The following is a 15325-nucleotide window of genomic DNA, read 5'->3' on the forward strand; positions in this document are numbered from 1 at the left end:
AAAAAAGAAAGAACCTGTCAGTGGAGATAATATGAGTATAATACTGGCTATTCCGCGTAAACAGATAATTACTGTAGTATTTACAATTAAAAAACTTAAGTGTTATTTTTAGTAACTCATATATATGATGTCTTTGCATGGATCGATCCGGCTATCATTTAACATCAAAAACATTTTATTATGAAAACCAGAATCCTTTTGATTGCTGTATTGTTTGCTGTATGCGCATTCCAGAAACCTGTTCAGTCAGTTGACAAACCGGCAATGTTCAAGAAATTAGCCTGGGTAGACTATTGCGGTTATTTAAGTACCGGTTGCCCTGGCGGCATCGTAGAAATTAAAATAGCCAGTGATCTCTCAACAGCGTATGTGCTGGCTGTGACCGTGGGCGGAGTATCTGTCCCCTTCTCAGTAGTTTCCATTACACCCGTTTCGGGGTCTGCCGGTGTCTTTACAGTAAATATCAATTTTCAATGTGGTAACAACTGGACCAACTACCAGGGCGGTGCCTATACTTCCCCTTGTTGATTGGCAGGTAGATACAAAAGCCCTTCCGAGGAATCGGAAGGGCATACCGGAACATAGTGATATATGAAGATCACCATGTAAAAAGGGATGCTTGCAATGAAATGCATCCCTTTTTACCTATAAAAACAGTAAAGCTTGCAAGCTGAAAGATTAAACCAGGAACCTCAAAACGCAGAGCAATCCGAAATTCTGCCTCCTGCATCCGAAATCATTTAATGCTTCCCCTGCAACTGCTTTTTCTTTTTGCCGAGGTACATATCCAGCAATACCAGTCCGAGTACGGCATTCACCATCAGGAAGACATTGGTGTAGGTATTGTTGAAGAGTTTACTGAAGTCGATACTATTGATCCGGGAAGGATCAATATTGAAAGGCAGGGTAGTGCTGCCACTGCCGCCACCGGATGACCAATTGATCTGTCCAAAGCTATAGATCAGGAAACCTGCAATGGTCAGTATAAAGAAGGTGGCAATGCCCCATATAATACGTTTGTTGATATAGGATTGCGTAGCAGGAGCAATCTGGTATTTGGCAATATCCTCCATCACATTCTGGGTAAAGCGCATGGAAGGTTCATCCAGTTCCAGGCTATTCGTCATGAGCTGGTGTACTTCAAGTAATTCGTGGTATTTATGCCGCCATTCTATATTGCTGTCGATCAACTGCTCAATAGCAGATTTCTCTTCCGGCAGGGAATGACCGTCGATATAATCCCACAAACGCTCTTCGATGGATGATGGCGTGTTCATATAACTTCTTTTTAGATCAGTTCATAATGTCTTTTACTTCCTGTACAAAATGCGTTTCCATTTTGTCCTTCAGCCTTTGCCGGGCCCGGTGCAGGCGTACCTTCACCGTATTGGGCTCCAGTCCCATGATCTGTCCTATTTCTTCCAGGCTTTGTTCGCCCTGGTAAAACAGGTTGATCAGTTTGGCATCATCAGGGCTTAATAACCGGATGGCTTTGTTGACCATCTGTATCTTGGATTTCTGTTCTACCTGGTTGGCCTTGAAGCCTGAATCGGTACTTTCCACCGTTTCAAACACTTTTTCATTGTCCAGTGAATGCGTGTCCAGTTTCTTTTTACGCAGGAAAGTGATGCAGGTAGTAGTCACAATGGTATAGAGCCAGGTGCTAAAGCGGGACTCACCGCGGAAATCGGCCAGGCTGCGGTATGCTTTTACAAATACATCCTGGGCTATTTCTTCAGCATCCTCCCGGCTGGTAGTGTACCGTAGCGTGATGGTGAAAACGAAATTCTGGTATCGTTTCACCAGGTCGGCATACAGTGATTGCTCACCACGCAGCACTCTGCTAATGATCTCATTATCATTCGTTCCGGTATTCATTGCTGGTAATAAGACTACATGTGACGGTGGCAGGTTACACTGTAAGGTAAGAATTTTCAAAAGATGGGGTAGGTACTGTATAATTATAATATGGGAAGACAAATCAGGAAAAGCTGCGAGCTCCCGCTATGGCGGGACAAGTTGTGAGCTTCGAGCCGCGAGCTAATACAGCGAAGAACAGGGCTCGAAGCTCGCAGCTCGTCGCTCGCAGCTGGTTTTTTTCAAAACACCCTGTAACCTCCTCTCCCCACCCGTAGTCTTATCTCATGTAACAGGTGCTGAAAAAAAATCTTAAGAAAGCTGTAACCCCGGGTCAAAAGCAGTAGTCTGATACAATAACAAGCAAGCAATAACTTTTAAAACAATAAAAAACTTTAAGCCATGGACGAAGGTATATTAGCGATAATCTGGTTAATACTCAGCAGTTTAGCGCTCCTTTTAATGATATTCGGTATCCGCTACCTGCGCAGCCGTGAAAATATGGCCATGATCGATAAAGGCATGGACCCCAAATTGAATCAAAAGCGCCCTGCGCCATTTATGAACCTGAAATGGGGATTGCTCCTCGTAGGCGCCGGTGCAGGATTACTGGTGGCCTATATACTGGCCGACTATGTATTGTTCCGTGCCGACAAGTGGGGCCATAATGATGCCGACAACCCTGCCATCTACTTTGCCCTCATAGCCATCGGCGGTGGATTGGGATTGATCGCCTCCTACAAGATCGAGAAGAAGGAGTTGCTGGACAAACAAGAACAATACGACCGGAGTTTACCCAACAGGGATTAAATAGCGCATCACACAAGTATCAGCCACATGATCAACAAAAAAGCAGGATCGCCCTAAGGTGATCCTGCTTTTTTTATAAGAAACGAGAATACAGGACACAGAATACAGGAGACAGAATACAGGAGTCTATATATAGAATACAGAACAGTTGCCGCGAAAAAAGCTTCTGTATTCTGTATTCTAAATTCTGTATTCTATTTCTTCAACTCCTGCATCGCTCTCTTTACCATCGTATCTGAAGCATTGTTCACTTCAAAATAACCAGGCATACGCCACATTTGGCGGGCCAGCCAGGTTTTGATACGCTTTTCTATTTCTTCTTTGTCACGGCCCGTAAGTCCTTTCAGCTGGATGGAATCTTTCGCTGCATAGTCTACCAGGCTATTCCAGGCCGCCTCGGTCTGGTTGAACCGCTGGTTAAAATCGGCCGGCGTCTTGAACTGGTTGAAATAAGTGCGGTTTTGAATATAATAACCATAGATAAAGCGGCTGAAGGTTTGTTGATTGAACAATTCATACACGGGACGTGAAAAGCCCGTTGTGTCGTAGGGAATAAAGATATCCGGTGTGATACCGCCACCGCCATATACGATCCTGCCCTTGGGTGTTTTATATGAATGGCCATTGTGGTTGGTGCTGGTATCGCCCTTGATCATCTCTCCATTGTGAAAGCGTTCGGCTACTTCATCCTGGTAGGCAGCCCTGCCTTTATTGTAAGGTTTCTGGATATTACGGCCCAGCGGGCTATAATAGCGGGCTACCGTTAAGCGCAAGGCAGCGCCATTGGTGAGGTCATATTGTTCCTGCACCAGCCCTTTGCCGAAGGTGCGACGGCCAATAATGGTGGCGCGGTCCCAATCCTGCAGGGCGCCGGCTACTACCTCACTGGCAGAAGCTGAATTTTCATCCACCAGTAATACCACTTTGCCTTCTTCCAGCAGGCCGGGGCGCTTGCACCGGAAATCCTGCCGGGCTTGTTTGTCGCCCTGGGTATATACGATCAGTTTGTTGTCATTCAGGAATTCATCTACAATATCCACTGCTTCACCCAGGATGCCGCCGCCATTGTCGCGTACATCAAAGATCAGCTGCTTCATGCCCAGCTTTTGCAGTTTCTCCGTAGCCTGCATAAACTCTTCGTACGTAGTGCCGGAAAATTTATTGAGGTGTATATAGCCGGTAGTGGCATCTATCATATATGATGCATCTACTGAATACAAGGGAATGGTACCCCGGGTAATGGTGGTCCTGACCGTTTGTTTATTCCGGAGCACTTCTACCGGTACCGTACTGCCGCCCGGTCCACGTAAAAGTTTCTTGATCCTATCGCCATCGATATTACCGGCTACGATAGAGTCGCCTACTTTCAGGAATTGGTCGCCTACCTGCAGGCCGGCTTTGTCACTCGGTCCATCCGCCAGTACATTCGTGACGTTGACGGTATCGTTGATGATGTAAAACTCTACGCCGATGCCTTCAAAATTACCCTGAAGCTCTTCATTCACATCATCAAGGTACCGGGCGGGAATGAAAACAGAGTGGGGGTCCAGGTGGCTCAGCATGGCCTGTATGGCATCATCTGTAAGCGTATCCGTATTGACCTTGTCTACATAACGCAGGTTGATCAGGTCGATCACCTCTTGTACAGAAGACTTATTAGCCGTTTGAAAAATACCCCGGGAATAAGGAATATTGTCACGTAACCGGAAGCCAATCCACATACCTGCTATCAGCACCAATGCAAATAATAAGGGTAGCCATACCTGTAGTTTCTTCATCTGGAAAGTATATTTTTTAAAGGTCGGATGTCATAACCTCGTAGCTTTTCTGCTAAAAGACAAGCAGATATGCGGGTTTCTGCTGCTTTTTTGTAGAATGGGCTGTCAGACAGGTTACTTCATGCGGGGTCGCTCAATTTTAAAATTTAGGGGCGAAGTTCATAATTAATTCTCAATTCCACGCTTTACCTTCGTTAAATGGTTGCTGCTGAGTATGGAAGATTAAACGGATATATCTATGGCCATTTTGATTGCTGACAGCGGGGCTACCAAATGTGAATGGTGCCTGGCAGAAACAAGGAAGAAGAGCAAGACAGTGTTTACACAGGGTATCAGTCCCTATTTTCTGAATACTCCGCAGATTGAAGCTATTATCCGTAATGAGTTGTTGCCCGGATTAAAAAAAGCATCTGTAGACGCTGTATTTTATTATGGTACCGGGTGCAGCAATCCCGCCAATGCCAAACTGGTAAAAAAAGCTATTGCCAACGTATTCCCCGGTATAGAAATAATGGTTACCCACGACCTCTATGGGGCTGCCCGTGCCCTGGCAGGCCGGGAAAAGGGCATTACCTGCATCCTGGGTACCGGTAGCAATTCCGCCTATTATAATGGAAATAAGATCGTAAAGAACAGTCCGGGCCTTGGGTATGTGCTGGGCGATGAAGGCAGTGGGGCCTACCTGGGTAAAAAAGTGCTGCAATATTACCTGTACAATACCTTTGATGAAGAACTTCGTTATAAATTTGAGGCTAAATACAAGGGTATAAATGCGGTAGAAATACTGGAAAATATATATAAGAAACCATTCCCCAATCGTTATCTGGCCACCTTCACCCTCTTCCTGGCAGAAAACCGCGGGCATTTCATGGTGGAGAATATAGTGGAGGATGGAATAAATGATTTTTTCTTTAACCATCTTTGCAAATACGGGGAAAGCTGGAAAATGCCCATCCATTTCACAGGAGGTGTATCCTGGGCCTTCCGTGATGCAGTAACAGATCTCTGTCATTCCTATGAGTTTGAATTAGGGCAGATACTGAAAAACCCGATGGAAGGCCTGATCAAATACCATCTTGAGAAGTAGAGAGTTCGTACACGATTCAAGTAAAAAAGCAAGAAAAAGCATACATGTCAGCATTCAACAAAGTAACTGAGCAGTCGAGTCATTACAGGCATTTGGAAAAGATGAGTATTCACGATCTTCTGATTAATATCAATGAGGAAGATAAGATAGTGCCTTTGGCAGTGGAGAAGGCGATTCCGCAAATTGAGCAGCTGGTAGCCGCCATTGCTGATAAAATGCTGGCCGGTGGACGTTTGTTTTACATGGGCGCAGGTACCAGCGGAAGGCTGGGTATCCTGGATGCTTCGGAGATCCCCCCTACCTATGGCATGCCCCAGGGCCTGGTCATTGGCCTGATTGCCGGGGGCGAAATAGCTATCCAACGTCCTGTGGAGCAGGCAGAAGACAGCTGGGACCAGGGATGGCTTGATCTGCAGCAACATGCAGTTACTAAAAACGATGTGGTCATTGGCATTGCAGCCAGCGGCACCACTCCTTACGTGATAGGGGCCCTCAATGAAGCCCGCAAGAACGGTATCGTTACCGGTTGTATTACCTGCAACCAGGGTTCTCCGTTGGCCCAGGCTGCCGAGTTCCCGGTAGAAGTGGTAGTAGGTCCTGAATTCGTAACCGGCAGTACCCGCATGAAAAGCGGCACCGCCCAGAAGCTGGTACTGAATATGATCTCTACTACCGTGATGATCCAGATCGGCCGGGTAGAAGACAATAAGATGGTCAATATGCAGCTTACCAACAGTAAGCTGGTGGACCGGGGTACCAGGATGGTAATGGAAAAAACAGGCATCAAAGACTACGATAAGGCCAAAGCCCTCCTCATCCAGCACGGCAGCGTAAAGAAAGCCGTGGATTCACTGGGATGAGAGCCAGGGTTTTGTGTTTCGTGTTAAGCGTTTCGCGTTTCTGGGTGTAACCCACAAATGAATTGTTTAAAGACCGGTGACTTAATAGTCTCCGGTTTTTAAATTTTAGCCCCTTGCCCTTTAGGACGAAAGTTAAGCCCTGGAAAACCCGAAACCCTACACCCGAAACTCCCAACCGTGTTATCCTTTTATAAATTCGGGCATCCTCCTGTAACAATAACTGGAATTGTCTACGAAAATTTCGTATCTTTCTGTACATCATTCAACCATCACTTTAAATAACCGGTCTATGAAGTACAAAATTTTACTTACCACCATTTCTTTATTCACCATCGCCCTCGCCTCCGCCCAAAAGACGGCTAAGCAGGCTTATGCTATTACAGCATCTACCAAGGGTTCTTTTGTATGGACAGAAGTGAAGCTGCTTGATCTCAGCACAGGAGAGGTTGTACAAACGATCTACGATAACAAACAAACGGACTATACCATTACCCAGGCCAGAACGGGTAAGCCCATTGCTATTAAAGATGCCAAAGGAAACATAGCTGATATTAACCAGCTTCCTTTTAATACTTTCTCTGCTGCCTGTGCCTTTGATAAAAGCCACAACCGTTTATATTTCACCCCCATGGGCATTAACCGCCTGCAGTATATTGACCTCAATGCCAAAACGCCGTCCATAGCTTACTTTGATGGCGAAGCATTTGGTGTAGCTACCGACCTGAAAGATGAAGCCAATCATATCACCCGCATGGCTATTGCAGTCGATGGACAGGGTTATGCCCTAAGCAATGATGGCAACCATCTCATCAAATTTACGACCGGCCGCAAGCCAGTGATCACCGACCTGGGCCCCTTGCAGGATAATCCTGCCAATGGCGGCAATTCTATCCATACCAAACCCACCAGCTGGGGTGGTGATATGATCGCCGATGCACTGGGCAACCTGTATGTGATCAGCGCCAGCCGCTATGTTTTCAAAGTAGATATCAGTACCCGCCAGGCTACCTTTATCAGCACCATCAATGGTATCCCTGCCAGCTTCACCACCAATGGAGCCGCCGTGGTAGCCGATGATAAGCTGATCGTGAGCAGTGCCAACTCCGTAGAAGGTTATTATGAAGTGGATATGAAAGATTGGAAAGCCACCTTGTTGCCCAATAACGGCAATGTGTACAATGCTTCCGACCTGGCTAATAGTCAGCTGGCTTTTGAAAGTGCCCGCACCACTACCATCCCTGCATTCATTGCCAAAGAAAGGGTAGGGAATGATAAGATTGCCCTGTATCCCAATCCTGTTACCAAAGATATGTTCCGCGTGAGCTTCAATACCGATGCCGGCCGTTACAATGTACAACTCGTCGACCTTACCGGCCGCCTTATTTCACAAAAGATTGTAAGCATTGGATACGAAGGACAGGTAGCAGAAATAACCCTGCCGGCTAAACTAACCAAAGGCATGTACCTGGTGAAGGTATTGGACAATGCGAAGAAAACAGTGTATGCTGATAAGTTGATGGTGGCGGCTGATTAGTAATAGTCAGTCCTCCGGGAGCAGCAGCTTAAAAATAAATATAAATGGCCCGCGGGAGCGGGCCGTTTATATTTATATCAGTTAAAGATATACGGTAAGACGATCTTTAAGATCATGGCTCTTTTATCAAAAAGCCTACATGCAGGCTTTGCCATTATTAGCTGAATTCCTATTTTTAGAGATATATACTACTAATTAGTACCCACCTTCCTCCTTTTGTACCTGATGAAATAAATTAAATGAATGTCTGCTTATGGCAAAAGGAATTGATTTCGAAATAAAAGCGTTGAAGTATCTCCGGTCTTTGTTTGAGTACCTGGGTTTCAGGGTAACCGCTGAAAGGCAACAGGATACCGGTACCCAGAACGGTTTCGACCTAAGGATAAGTTTTTTTGACGACAACGGAAAGCTACGGCATTTTTACTTTGAATGTAAGGACTATAATACTACCCTTTACTGGAAAGACCTTCTCACAAAAATAATAGAACTGAATACTTCCCGTCACCAGGTAGATGGTTTTATCGCTATGTCTCCGCATGTAGATCTCAGTAACATACACAGTAATATAAACGACCACTTACCAACCCTGGTAAAATTTCCCATTGAGTTCTGGACGCCTGAATCATCAGTAAAGAATTACTTTTCCCTGGGTGAAGATTTTTATAGTTCCATATATGGCCGTAAGCCTAAGGTTACGGCTACCGAAAAAGAGCGTATCCGTCAAGATCTGCGTGCTGTGGTATTGGACATGCTTCGGCAAAAGGATCAACTGGCCTTGGCAAATACACACACTACTTTTCCTAAAGAACTAACCTCTAAGATCCCCCGCATTCACCAGCACGATATCATAGGCCGGGAAGATGAATTACAGGACCTGCATACTTTACTATTCAACAACAAACAGGTAGTAGTGGTCAATGGGATGGGCGGTATAGGAAAAACAATCCTTTCCCAGGCATACCTCAGTAAATATTATGACGACTACCATCATATAGCCTGGGTTTCCCAACTTACCAACGATATCGCCAATGACATCGTTAGTGCAAGTGGGCTGGCAGAAAATCTGTCTGTGTCAAAGGAGAACAAAGAAGTGAACCAGGTATTTGATGAAATACTCCGCCGGTTAAAAGCATGTTCTGATGGCCCCAACCTGCTGATCCTTGACAATGCTGAAGAAGCGCTCACAAAACTGAAAGATATATTGCCTGGCCAGCCTGATTGGCACCTGCTGATCACCTCACGCCATCGCATAGAAGGGTTTTATCCCAAGGAGTTGGATTTTTTATCCCCTCCCCAGGCCCTTGCTTTATTCCAAAAGCACTGCACACGCATTAAAAATGAAGAGCTAATTGCAGGACTGTTAAAGGTCATCGACTACCATACCCTTACAATAGAAATATTGGCCAAAACAGCAGAACGGCAAAAGCTGGATGTGGAAACTCTTAAAAAAGGCATTAAAGACGACCTGAAAGCCAATGTTTATGTGAACCATAAGGGAAATAAGATAGACAAGGTATTCTCTTACCTATCCTCCATTTTTAACCTTAGTGGTTTAAGTGAAGAAGAAGCCTGGTTGATGAAACAGTTTACCTGCCTGCCTGCGGAGTTTCATCCCTATGATCTGTTGCTGGAATTGATCGATCCTCCTGAAAATAAAAGGGAAGTATTTGCAGATACAATCGAAAGGCTGGTGGAGCTTGGCTGGTTAATAAAGAATATGGAAACAGAGGCTTATAAAATGCACCTGGTGGTAAAAGAAGTAGCGGTCAGGCAGTTGCAACCAACATGGCAGAATATTGAAGGTTTATTGAATAAGATAGCAGATAATTTAGACATTGACCAATCCAAAGACAACCCCGTAGAGAAGTTCCGGTGGATACCTTTTGGCCATGCCTTGCTCAATAATTTTCCGAATGATACAGCTACCGTTATTGTGCGCCTGCAAAATAACCTGGCACTAGTGCTTATAAATCTGGGCAATTATACCGAAGCGCGGGTCTTGTTAGAGAAGGTCCTCTATTCAGTTGAGCAAAAATTCAGCCCTGACCACCCTACTACAGCAGTGAGTTATTCAAATCTGGCAACGGTACTTAATGCCCTGGGTGACTATGCCGGGGCGAAGGCCCTGCTGGAGAAGGCAATGCATTCAGCTGAGCAAAATTTCGGCCCCGACCATCCTTATACGGCACGCAGCTATTCAAATCTGGCAACGGTACTTCAAAACCTGGGCGATTACACTGGAGCAAGAGCCTTACTGGAGAAAGCTCTACATTCCGATGAGCGAAATTTCGGCCCTGACCATCCCACTGTTGCAGTAAGGTATTCGAATCTGGGAACTGTGTTTAAAGATCTGGGCGATTATATCGGGGCGCGGGGCTTATTGGAGAAAGCTATGCACTCAGAGGAGCAAAACTTCGGCCCTAACCATCCGAACACCGCAGTGAGTTATTCGAATCTGGCATTAGTGCTTCTCGACCTGGGCGATTATGCCGGGGCGCGGGCCTTGTTGGAGAAAGCGGTACATTCCAACGAGCGAAACTTTGGTCCTGACCATCCAACCACGGCAGTGAGCTATTCTAATCTGGCAATGGTGCTTAGGTACTTGGATGATTATACACTGGCCTTGGAATTAGCCGAAACGGGCCTTTTAATTCTCAAGAAAATATTACCCCAAGGTCATCCTTACATTGGCACGGCTCAAAGCATTTATGATTCTATAAAAGCTAAGCTTTAATGTCCACTGTATGGATCATTTAACGATCACCTCCATGAAACGCCTCTGCGTTTCGGTAGTTAAATAAGGATAGAACATATGTATAAATACATGGCGGTAATGGTCGATCGCCTTATTGCCTTTTAATCTTACCGTCAGCTCATTATTGGAGAGCCAGAAATCCGCAACAATAAATATTTGCGTAACCAGCGACTGCAACACTTCTTTCGGAATGTCTGTTCTGAGTAGCCCCGCCGTTTGCAGTTTTTCAAAAAGCAGCAGGAATTCTTTTTCCCGGCGCTTTGTCAAGGCTGCATATTCCTTTTTGATCGCAGGAATGCGCAGACCGATCTCCACAAAATGAAGGAATATAAAACGGTTCTTGTAGGCCAGCGCAAAGGACTGGTCAACATACTCCTTCATCGTATCCAGGTCGATCAGGTCAAGTGTTCCCAAGCCCTTTACGATGGCATCAAAGTCCAGGGCCAGCCGATCGTACAGGCTTTTAATGATCTCATCCGTTTGCTTGAAATGATAATGCAGGTTGCCCGGACTAATGCCCATTTCAGCAGCAATATGCCTGCTGGTGATGGTATTCACACCCTGACTGTTATAAAGCTCCAGGGCCACCTGGAGTATGCGTTCCTTGGTATCCATGCTGGCAAATTTAGAACAATTGTTCTAAATAAGAATAATTAGTACATTTGTTCTAAATAGGGTAACATGAACAACCAGGTAAGTGATCCGGAGAGAAAAAGTACATCCTTGTACGAGCAATTGAGAAATAATATTCTCCCACTAAAGCCCACCGATTCTGCATCGGGAAGGGTGCTCAAGCAAAGCGCCTTTTATTTGTTCCTTGTCATGTTAGTGCTAATTACCGGGGTGGTGGCACTGGCCATCACATTTGTATTGTGAGATGAAAAAACTATTTGATCCATTCTTTATCAGCTACTGCCTGGTATGGGCCTTCATACATGGCTGCCGGTATCTTAAACAGCCGGTACCCCTGCTCAATGACCACCTGACTGATCTGATAGCGGTACCCGTCATGGCCCACCTTACACTGGCTTTTACGCGCAGGTATATTGTCAGGAATAACTTTTATACTTATCCCTTCGGCTACCTGCTCTTTATCGCCTTGTATGTCTCCATAATATTTGAAGGGATCATGCCCTGCCTTTCCCCTGCCTATACCGCTGATGTCTGGGACATAGCCTCCTATTTTGGCGGGAGCATTTTTTATTATTGTCTTCATCAAAGGTCATGGGTTACCGCATAACTTTATAAAAAACCACCCATACACTGCGCTGCAGCCTTCCCATGACCTATAATAGTCGTAGGTAGTCGAATCAGGCCATCTTAGTCGATTCCGACCCAAAGCCACCCGCATTTGCATACATTTTAATCTATAAGTACGTTTGTTGGGTAATATTGACCGCACTGCAAAGGAAGCCGTAGGGGAGTCATAGGGTAGTCGAAGGGTAGTACAAGGGTGCTAATAGCGTTTATCATTAAAACATGTCTTTTTACTAAAAAAGCAGGGCAACTGGCGCCCCTGCCCCTAATCCTAAACAATCCCCAAATCCCAATAAATTCTAAAATCTGGCACAATTATTTGGAAACCCCCTGTCGGAAAATGTAAATTGTACCATGCACGAGATTGAACCATTTTATAACTGGCGGCATATTTACACCAGTGAGCAGGATGAACGGTCTCCCTTTTTTGGGAGGGTGTATTCGGAGTTTACCTATACCCAGGTTGTCTACAACTATTATATCCATCCCCAGTGGGATGATTTTGGTTCCCGTACCCTGTACCTGAAAGTATTGATGGCAGATTATGATGAACATTATGTGATCATTGAAATGATCGGCGAATGGAATGATGCGATCGAGAATGATATTATGGAGCTGAAGCGGGAGGTCACCGATGTGTTCTTTTCCATGGGCATCACCAAATTCATTTTAATAGGCGAGAATGTGTTGAACTTCCACAGCGGTGATAAAGATTATTACCAGGAATGGTTTGAGGAAGTGACCGACGAAAACGGGTGGGTGGTGATCCTCAACATGCCCGGGCAAACACAGCATGATTTTGTAAGGGCCAAGCTGAACCGTTATGTGGAGCTGATGCAGCTGGATAACTGGCGCACCTACAGACCTTTTCACCTGTTCAAAAAGATTGACGAAGAGATACAAAAACGGCTGGAATAGCTGCTGGGAGCGGGTTCTTATGGGAAAAGGCCCCGTTGGCCATCGTAATTCACCCCGAAAAAAAGAATTTTGTTTTTCGCGATTACTAACTATTTTTGATCCAATGTTAAAGGCAAAGGCATACCGTTATTTTTACTTTTATTTTTTCTTCTACTTTACCAGTAGGCCGGGAGTGCTTTTGTTGACAACCAAATAGAACAAATAAAATCAACATAAGAATCCCGGCCAAAAGGCCGGGATTTTTTTTGCCTCACCTACTGTCTATCAGTACGGTAGGCTTTAAAAACAACCAATGGAACAACAGCGACAATTGGACCCCCTGAACAACAGTTCTTCTCCCAAAACGGCAGGAAAGGGTATACGCGTATCGATTCAAGGTTATGAAGGCAGCTTTCACCAGGTGGCAGCCCAGCAATTCTTCGGTGCAGCCGTAGAGGTCATTCCCTGCGCTACCTTCCGGGAGGTGGTAAAAATTGCCGCCAATAAAAAAGAGAGCGAAGGCGGCGTGATGGCCATCGAGAACTCAATAGCTGGCAGCATCCTTCCCAATTATAACTTATTACAGAAAAGTAACCTTACGATAATAGGAGAGATCTATCTTCCCATCAAGCAACAACTACTGGTGAATCCCGGTGTAAAACTGGAAGATATCCGCGAGGTGCATTCGCATCATATGGCCATCCAGCAATGCCTGGAGTTCCTGGATAAATATGACTGGAAACTGGTGGAAACAGAAGATACAGCACTTAGCGCCAAACACCTGCACCAGCACAGAAGCAAGCATACGGCTGCTATTGCCAGCAAACTGGCGGCAGACCTCTTTGAACTGGAAGTGCTGGCCCCCAATATCCATACCATGAAAAGCAATTATACACGATTTCTGGTATTACAACCCGAAGGAGTAGCGCAGCCCGTTGCAGATGCCAACAAAGCATCGGTCAATTTTCATACCGACCACTCCCGGGGCAGCCTGGCCAGGGTATTATCGAAAATTGCAGAGGGGGGCATCAACCTCAGTAAACTGCAAAGCTTTCCCATTCCGGGCAGTGATTGGGAATACAGCTTTCATGCAGACATGGAATTTGATGCACTGGAACAATTCAATACCGTGATCGAACAAATTAAACCGATCACTGCTGAGTTGAAGATCTACGGCGTGTACAAAAACGGCAAATAAGCTACGAGCCACGAGCTACGAGCAAATACAAGTTGTTGCACAGGAAGGCTCGCAGCTCGAAGCTCACAGCTCGCAGCTTGAATTAAACTAAGAAAGAACATTCGTTTATGAACATAGCAACATCAAAAAGATTAGAAGGCATCGGTGAATACTACTTCTCACAAAAGCTGCGGGAGATAGATGAACTGAACAAGCAGGGTAAGCAGATCATTAACCTGGGCATTGGCAGCCCCGACCTGCCGCCACATCCGGAAGTGATCAAAACCCTGCAGGAAGAAGCTGCAAAACCCAATGTTCATGCTTACCAAAGCTATAAAGGCTCACCGGTCCTGCGCAAAGCTGTAGCCGATTGGTACAGCAAATGGTATGGTGTAACACTCAATCCCGATACGGAAATATTGCCCCTGCTCGGCAGCAAGGAAGGCATCATGCACATTTGCATGACCTACCTCAACAAAGGCGATAAAGTACTGGTGCCCAATCCCGGCTACCCCACATACAGAAGTGCGGTGAAACTGGCAGGAGGGGAGTGCATAGATTATGAACTGAAAGAAGAAAACAACTGGTACCCCGATTTTGATCAACTGGAAAATATAGTAGGTTCTTCCCTGGGTTATAAACTGATGTGGGTGAACTATCCGCATATGCCTACCGGGCGCTTGCCGGAGAAAGCCTTGTTTGAAAAGCTGGTAGCCTTTGGTAAAAAACACAATATCCTCATCTGCCATGATAACCCCTATAGCTTTATCCTCAATGACAGCCCTATGAGCCTGTTCAGTGTGGAAGGTGCCAAAGAGGTGGTGATCGAGTTGAACTCCTTAAGCAAATCACAGAACATGGCAGGCTGGCGCATCGGCACTTTGTGCGGCGCCAAAGAGCGGATCGATGAAGTGCTCCGGTTCAAAAGCAATATGGACAGTGGTATGTTCCTGCCCCTGCAACTGGCAGCTGCCAAAGCCCTGGGCCTGGGTAAGGATTGGTATGATAGTGTGAATGCGGTATACGCTGCCAGGAGAAAGAAAGTGTTTGAATTGCTCGACCTGTTGAACTGTGTGTATGATAAAAGTCAGGCCGGTATGTTTGTATGGGCGAAGATCCCCGCAGGATATAAAAATGGCTTTGCCCTCAGCGATGAGATCTTGTACAATGCCAATGTATTCATCACGCCGGGCGGCATCTTTGGCAGCGCAGGTGAGCAATACATCCGCGTGAGCTTGTGCAGTCCGGAAGAGAAGCTGGGCGAAAGCATCAAACGGGTAAATGAATTATTTCTACAGGTAAAAGACAAATAG

The 15325-nt window shown here is 45.6% G+C and carries 15 protein-coding genes; 10 read left to right on the forward strand and 5 right to left on the reverse strand.

Going from position 1 to position 15325, the window contains the following annotated elements:
* Nucleotides 1–180: 180 nt before the first annotated feature.
* A complete protein-coding gene (locus D3H65_RS30930) occupies nt 181–528 on the forward strand; it encodes a hypothetical protein (RefSeq protein WP_119054015.1) in 348 nt (115 codons plus the stop codon).
* Nucleotides 529–740: 212 nt separating this feature from the next.
* Here the strand turns inward: D3H65_RS30930 and D3H65_RS30935 are convergent, their stop codons facing one another.
* Entirely contained in the window at nt 741–1277 is a 537-nt protein-coding gene (locus tag D3H65_RS30935; RefSeq protein WP_119054016.1) for a hypothetical protein, read from the reverse strand.
* Between the two features lie 16 nt (nt 1278–1293).
* On the reverse strand, nt 1294–1878 hold the full coding sequence (locus D3H65_RS30940; RefSeq protein WP_119054017.1) for an RNA polymerase sigma factor: 585 nt from the start codon (nt 1876–1878) through the stop codon (nt 1294–1296).
* 381 nt (nt 1879–2259) lie between these two features.
* Here D3H65_RS30940 and D3H65_RS30945 point away from each other — a divergent pair, with 381 nt between their 5' ends.
* A complete protein-coding gene (locus D3H65_RS30945; protein WP_211345576.1) occupies nt 2260–2667 on the forward strand; it encodes a DUF6249 domain-containing protein in 408 nt (135 codons plus the stop codon).
* Nucleotides 2668–2861: 194 nt separating this feature from the next.
* Here D3H65_RS30945 and D3H65_RS30950 read toward each other — a convergent pair whose 3' ends face one another.
* Nucleotides 2862–4445, reverse strand: a complete 1584-nt coding sequence (locus D3H65_RS30950) for a S41 family peptidase (protein WP_119054019.1) — start codon at nt 4443–4445, stop codon at nt 2862–2864.
* Between the two features lie 238 nt (nt 4446–4683).
* Here D3H65_RS30950 and D3H65_RS30955 point away from each other — a divergent pair, with 238 nt between their 5' ends.
* From D3H65_RS30955 to D3H65_RS30970, 4 genes are all read left to right on the forward strand, one after another.
* Nucleotides 4684–5532: an N-acetylglucosamine kinase gene (locus D3H65_RS30955; RefSeq protein ID WP_119054020.1), complete on the forward strand. Its 849-nt coding sequence runs from the start codon at nt 4684–4686 to the stop codon at nt 5530–5532.
* Between the two features lie 44 nt (nt 5533–5576).
* Complete coding sequence (gene murQ, locus D3H65_RS30960) at nt 5577–6392, forward strand: N-acetylmuramic acid 6-phosphate etherase (RefSeq protein ID WP_119054021.1); 816 nt, start codon at nt 5577–5579, stop codon at nt 6390–6392.
* 289 nt (nt 6393–6681) lie between these two features.
* On the forward strand, nt 6682–7926 hold the full coding sequence (locus tag D3H65_RS30965) for a T9SS type A sorting domain-containing protein (protein WP_119054022.1): 1245 nt from the start codon (nt 6682–6684) through the stop codon (nt 7924–7926).
* Nucleotides 7927–8179: 253 nt separating this feature from the next.
* On the forward strand, nt 8180–10660 hold the full coding sequence (locus D3H65_RS30970) for a tetratricopeptide repeat protein (RefSeq protein WP_119054023.1): 2481 nt from the start codon (nt 8180–8182) through the stop codon (nt 10658–10660).
* A gap of 15 nt (nt 10661–10675) precedes the next feature.
* On the opposite strand, the gene D3H65_RS30975 is transcribed toward D3H65_RS30970, so the two are convergent.
* Complete coding sequence (locus D3H65_RS30975; protein ID WP_119054024.1) at nt 10676–11296, reverse strand: TetR/AcrR family transcriptional regulator; 621 nt, start codon at nt 11294–11296, stop codon at nt 10676–10678.
* A gap of 66 nt (nt 11297–11362) precedes the next feature.
* On the opposite strand from D3H65_RS30975, the gene D3H65_RS30980 reads away from it, so the two are divergent.
* Nucleotides 11363–11557: a hypothetical protein gene (locus D3H65_RS30980; RefSeq protein ID WP_119054025.1), complete on the forward strand. Its 195-nt coding sequence runs from the start codon at nt 11363–11365 to the stop codon at nt 11555–11557.
* A gap of 10 nt (nt 11558–11567) precedes the next feature.
* On the opposite strand, the gene D3H65_RS30985 is transcribed toward D3H65_RS30980, so the two are convergent.
* A complete protein-coding gene (locus D3H65_RS30985; protein WP_119054026.1) occupies nt 11568–11897 on the reverse strand; it encodes a hypothetical protein in 330 nt (109 codons plus the stop codon).
* A 395-nt stretch (nt 11898–12292) separates the two neighbouring features.
* Between D3H65_RS30985 and D3H65_RS30990 the strand changes: the two genes are divergently transcribed.
* The 3 genes from D3H65_RS30990 (at nt 12293) to D3H65_RS31000 (ending at nt 15325) form a co-directional block, all read left to right on the forward strand.
* A complete protein-coding gene (locus D3H65_RS30990; protein WP_119054027.1) occupies nt 12293–12856 on the forward strand; it encodes a hypothetical protein in 564 nt (187 codons plus the stop codon).
* A 292-nt stretch (nt 12857–13148) separates the two neighbouring features.
* Nucleotides 13149–14033 carry a prephenate dehydratase gene (locus tag D3H65_RS30995; RefSeq protein WP_119054028.1) on the forward strand — a complete coding sequence of 295 codons (885 nt, stop codon included), beginning with the start codon at nt 13149–13151 and terminating at the stop codon, nt 14031–14033.
* Nucleotides 14034–14140: 107 nt separating this feature from the next.
* The gene (locus tag D3H65_RS31000) at nt 14141–15325 is read left to right on the forward strand and encodes a pyridoxal phosphate-dependent aminotransferase (protein WP_119054029.1); all 1185 of its coding nucleotides are present in this window, start codon (nt 14141–14143) and stop codon (nt 15323–15325) included.

The sequence above is a fragment of the Paraflavitalea soli genome (assembly GCF_003555545.1).
GTDB classification, from domain to species: Bacteria; Bacteroidota; Bacteroidia; order Chitinophagales; family Chitinophagaceae; genus Paraflavitalea; species Paraflavitalea soli.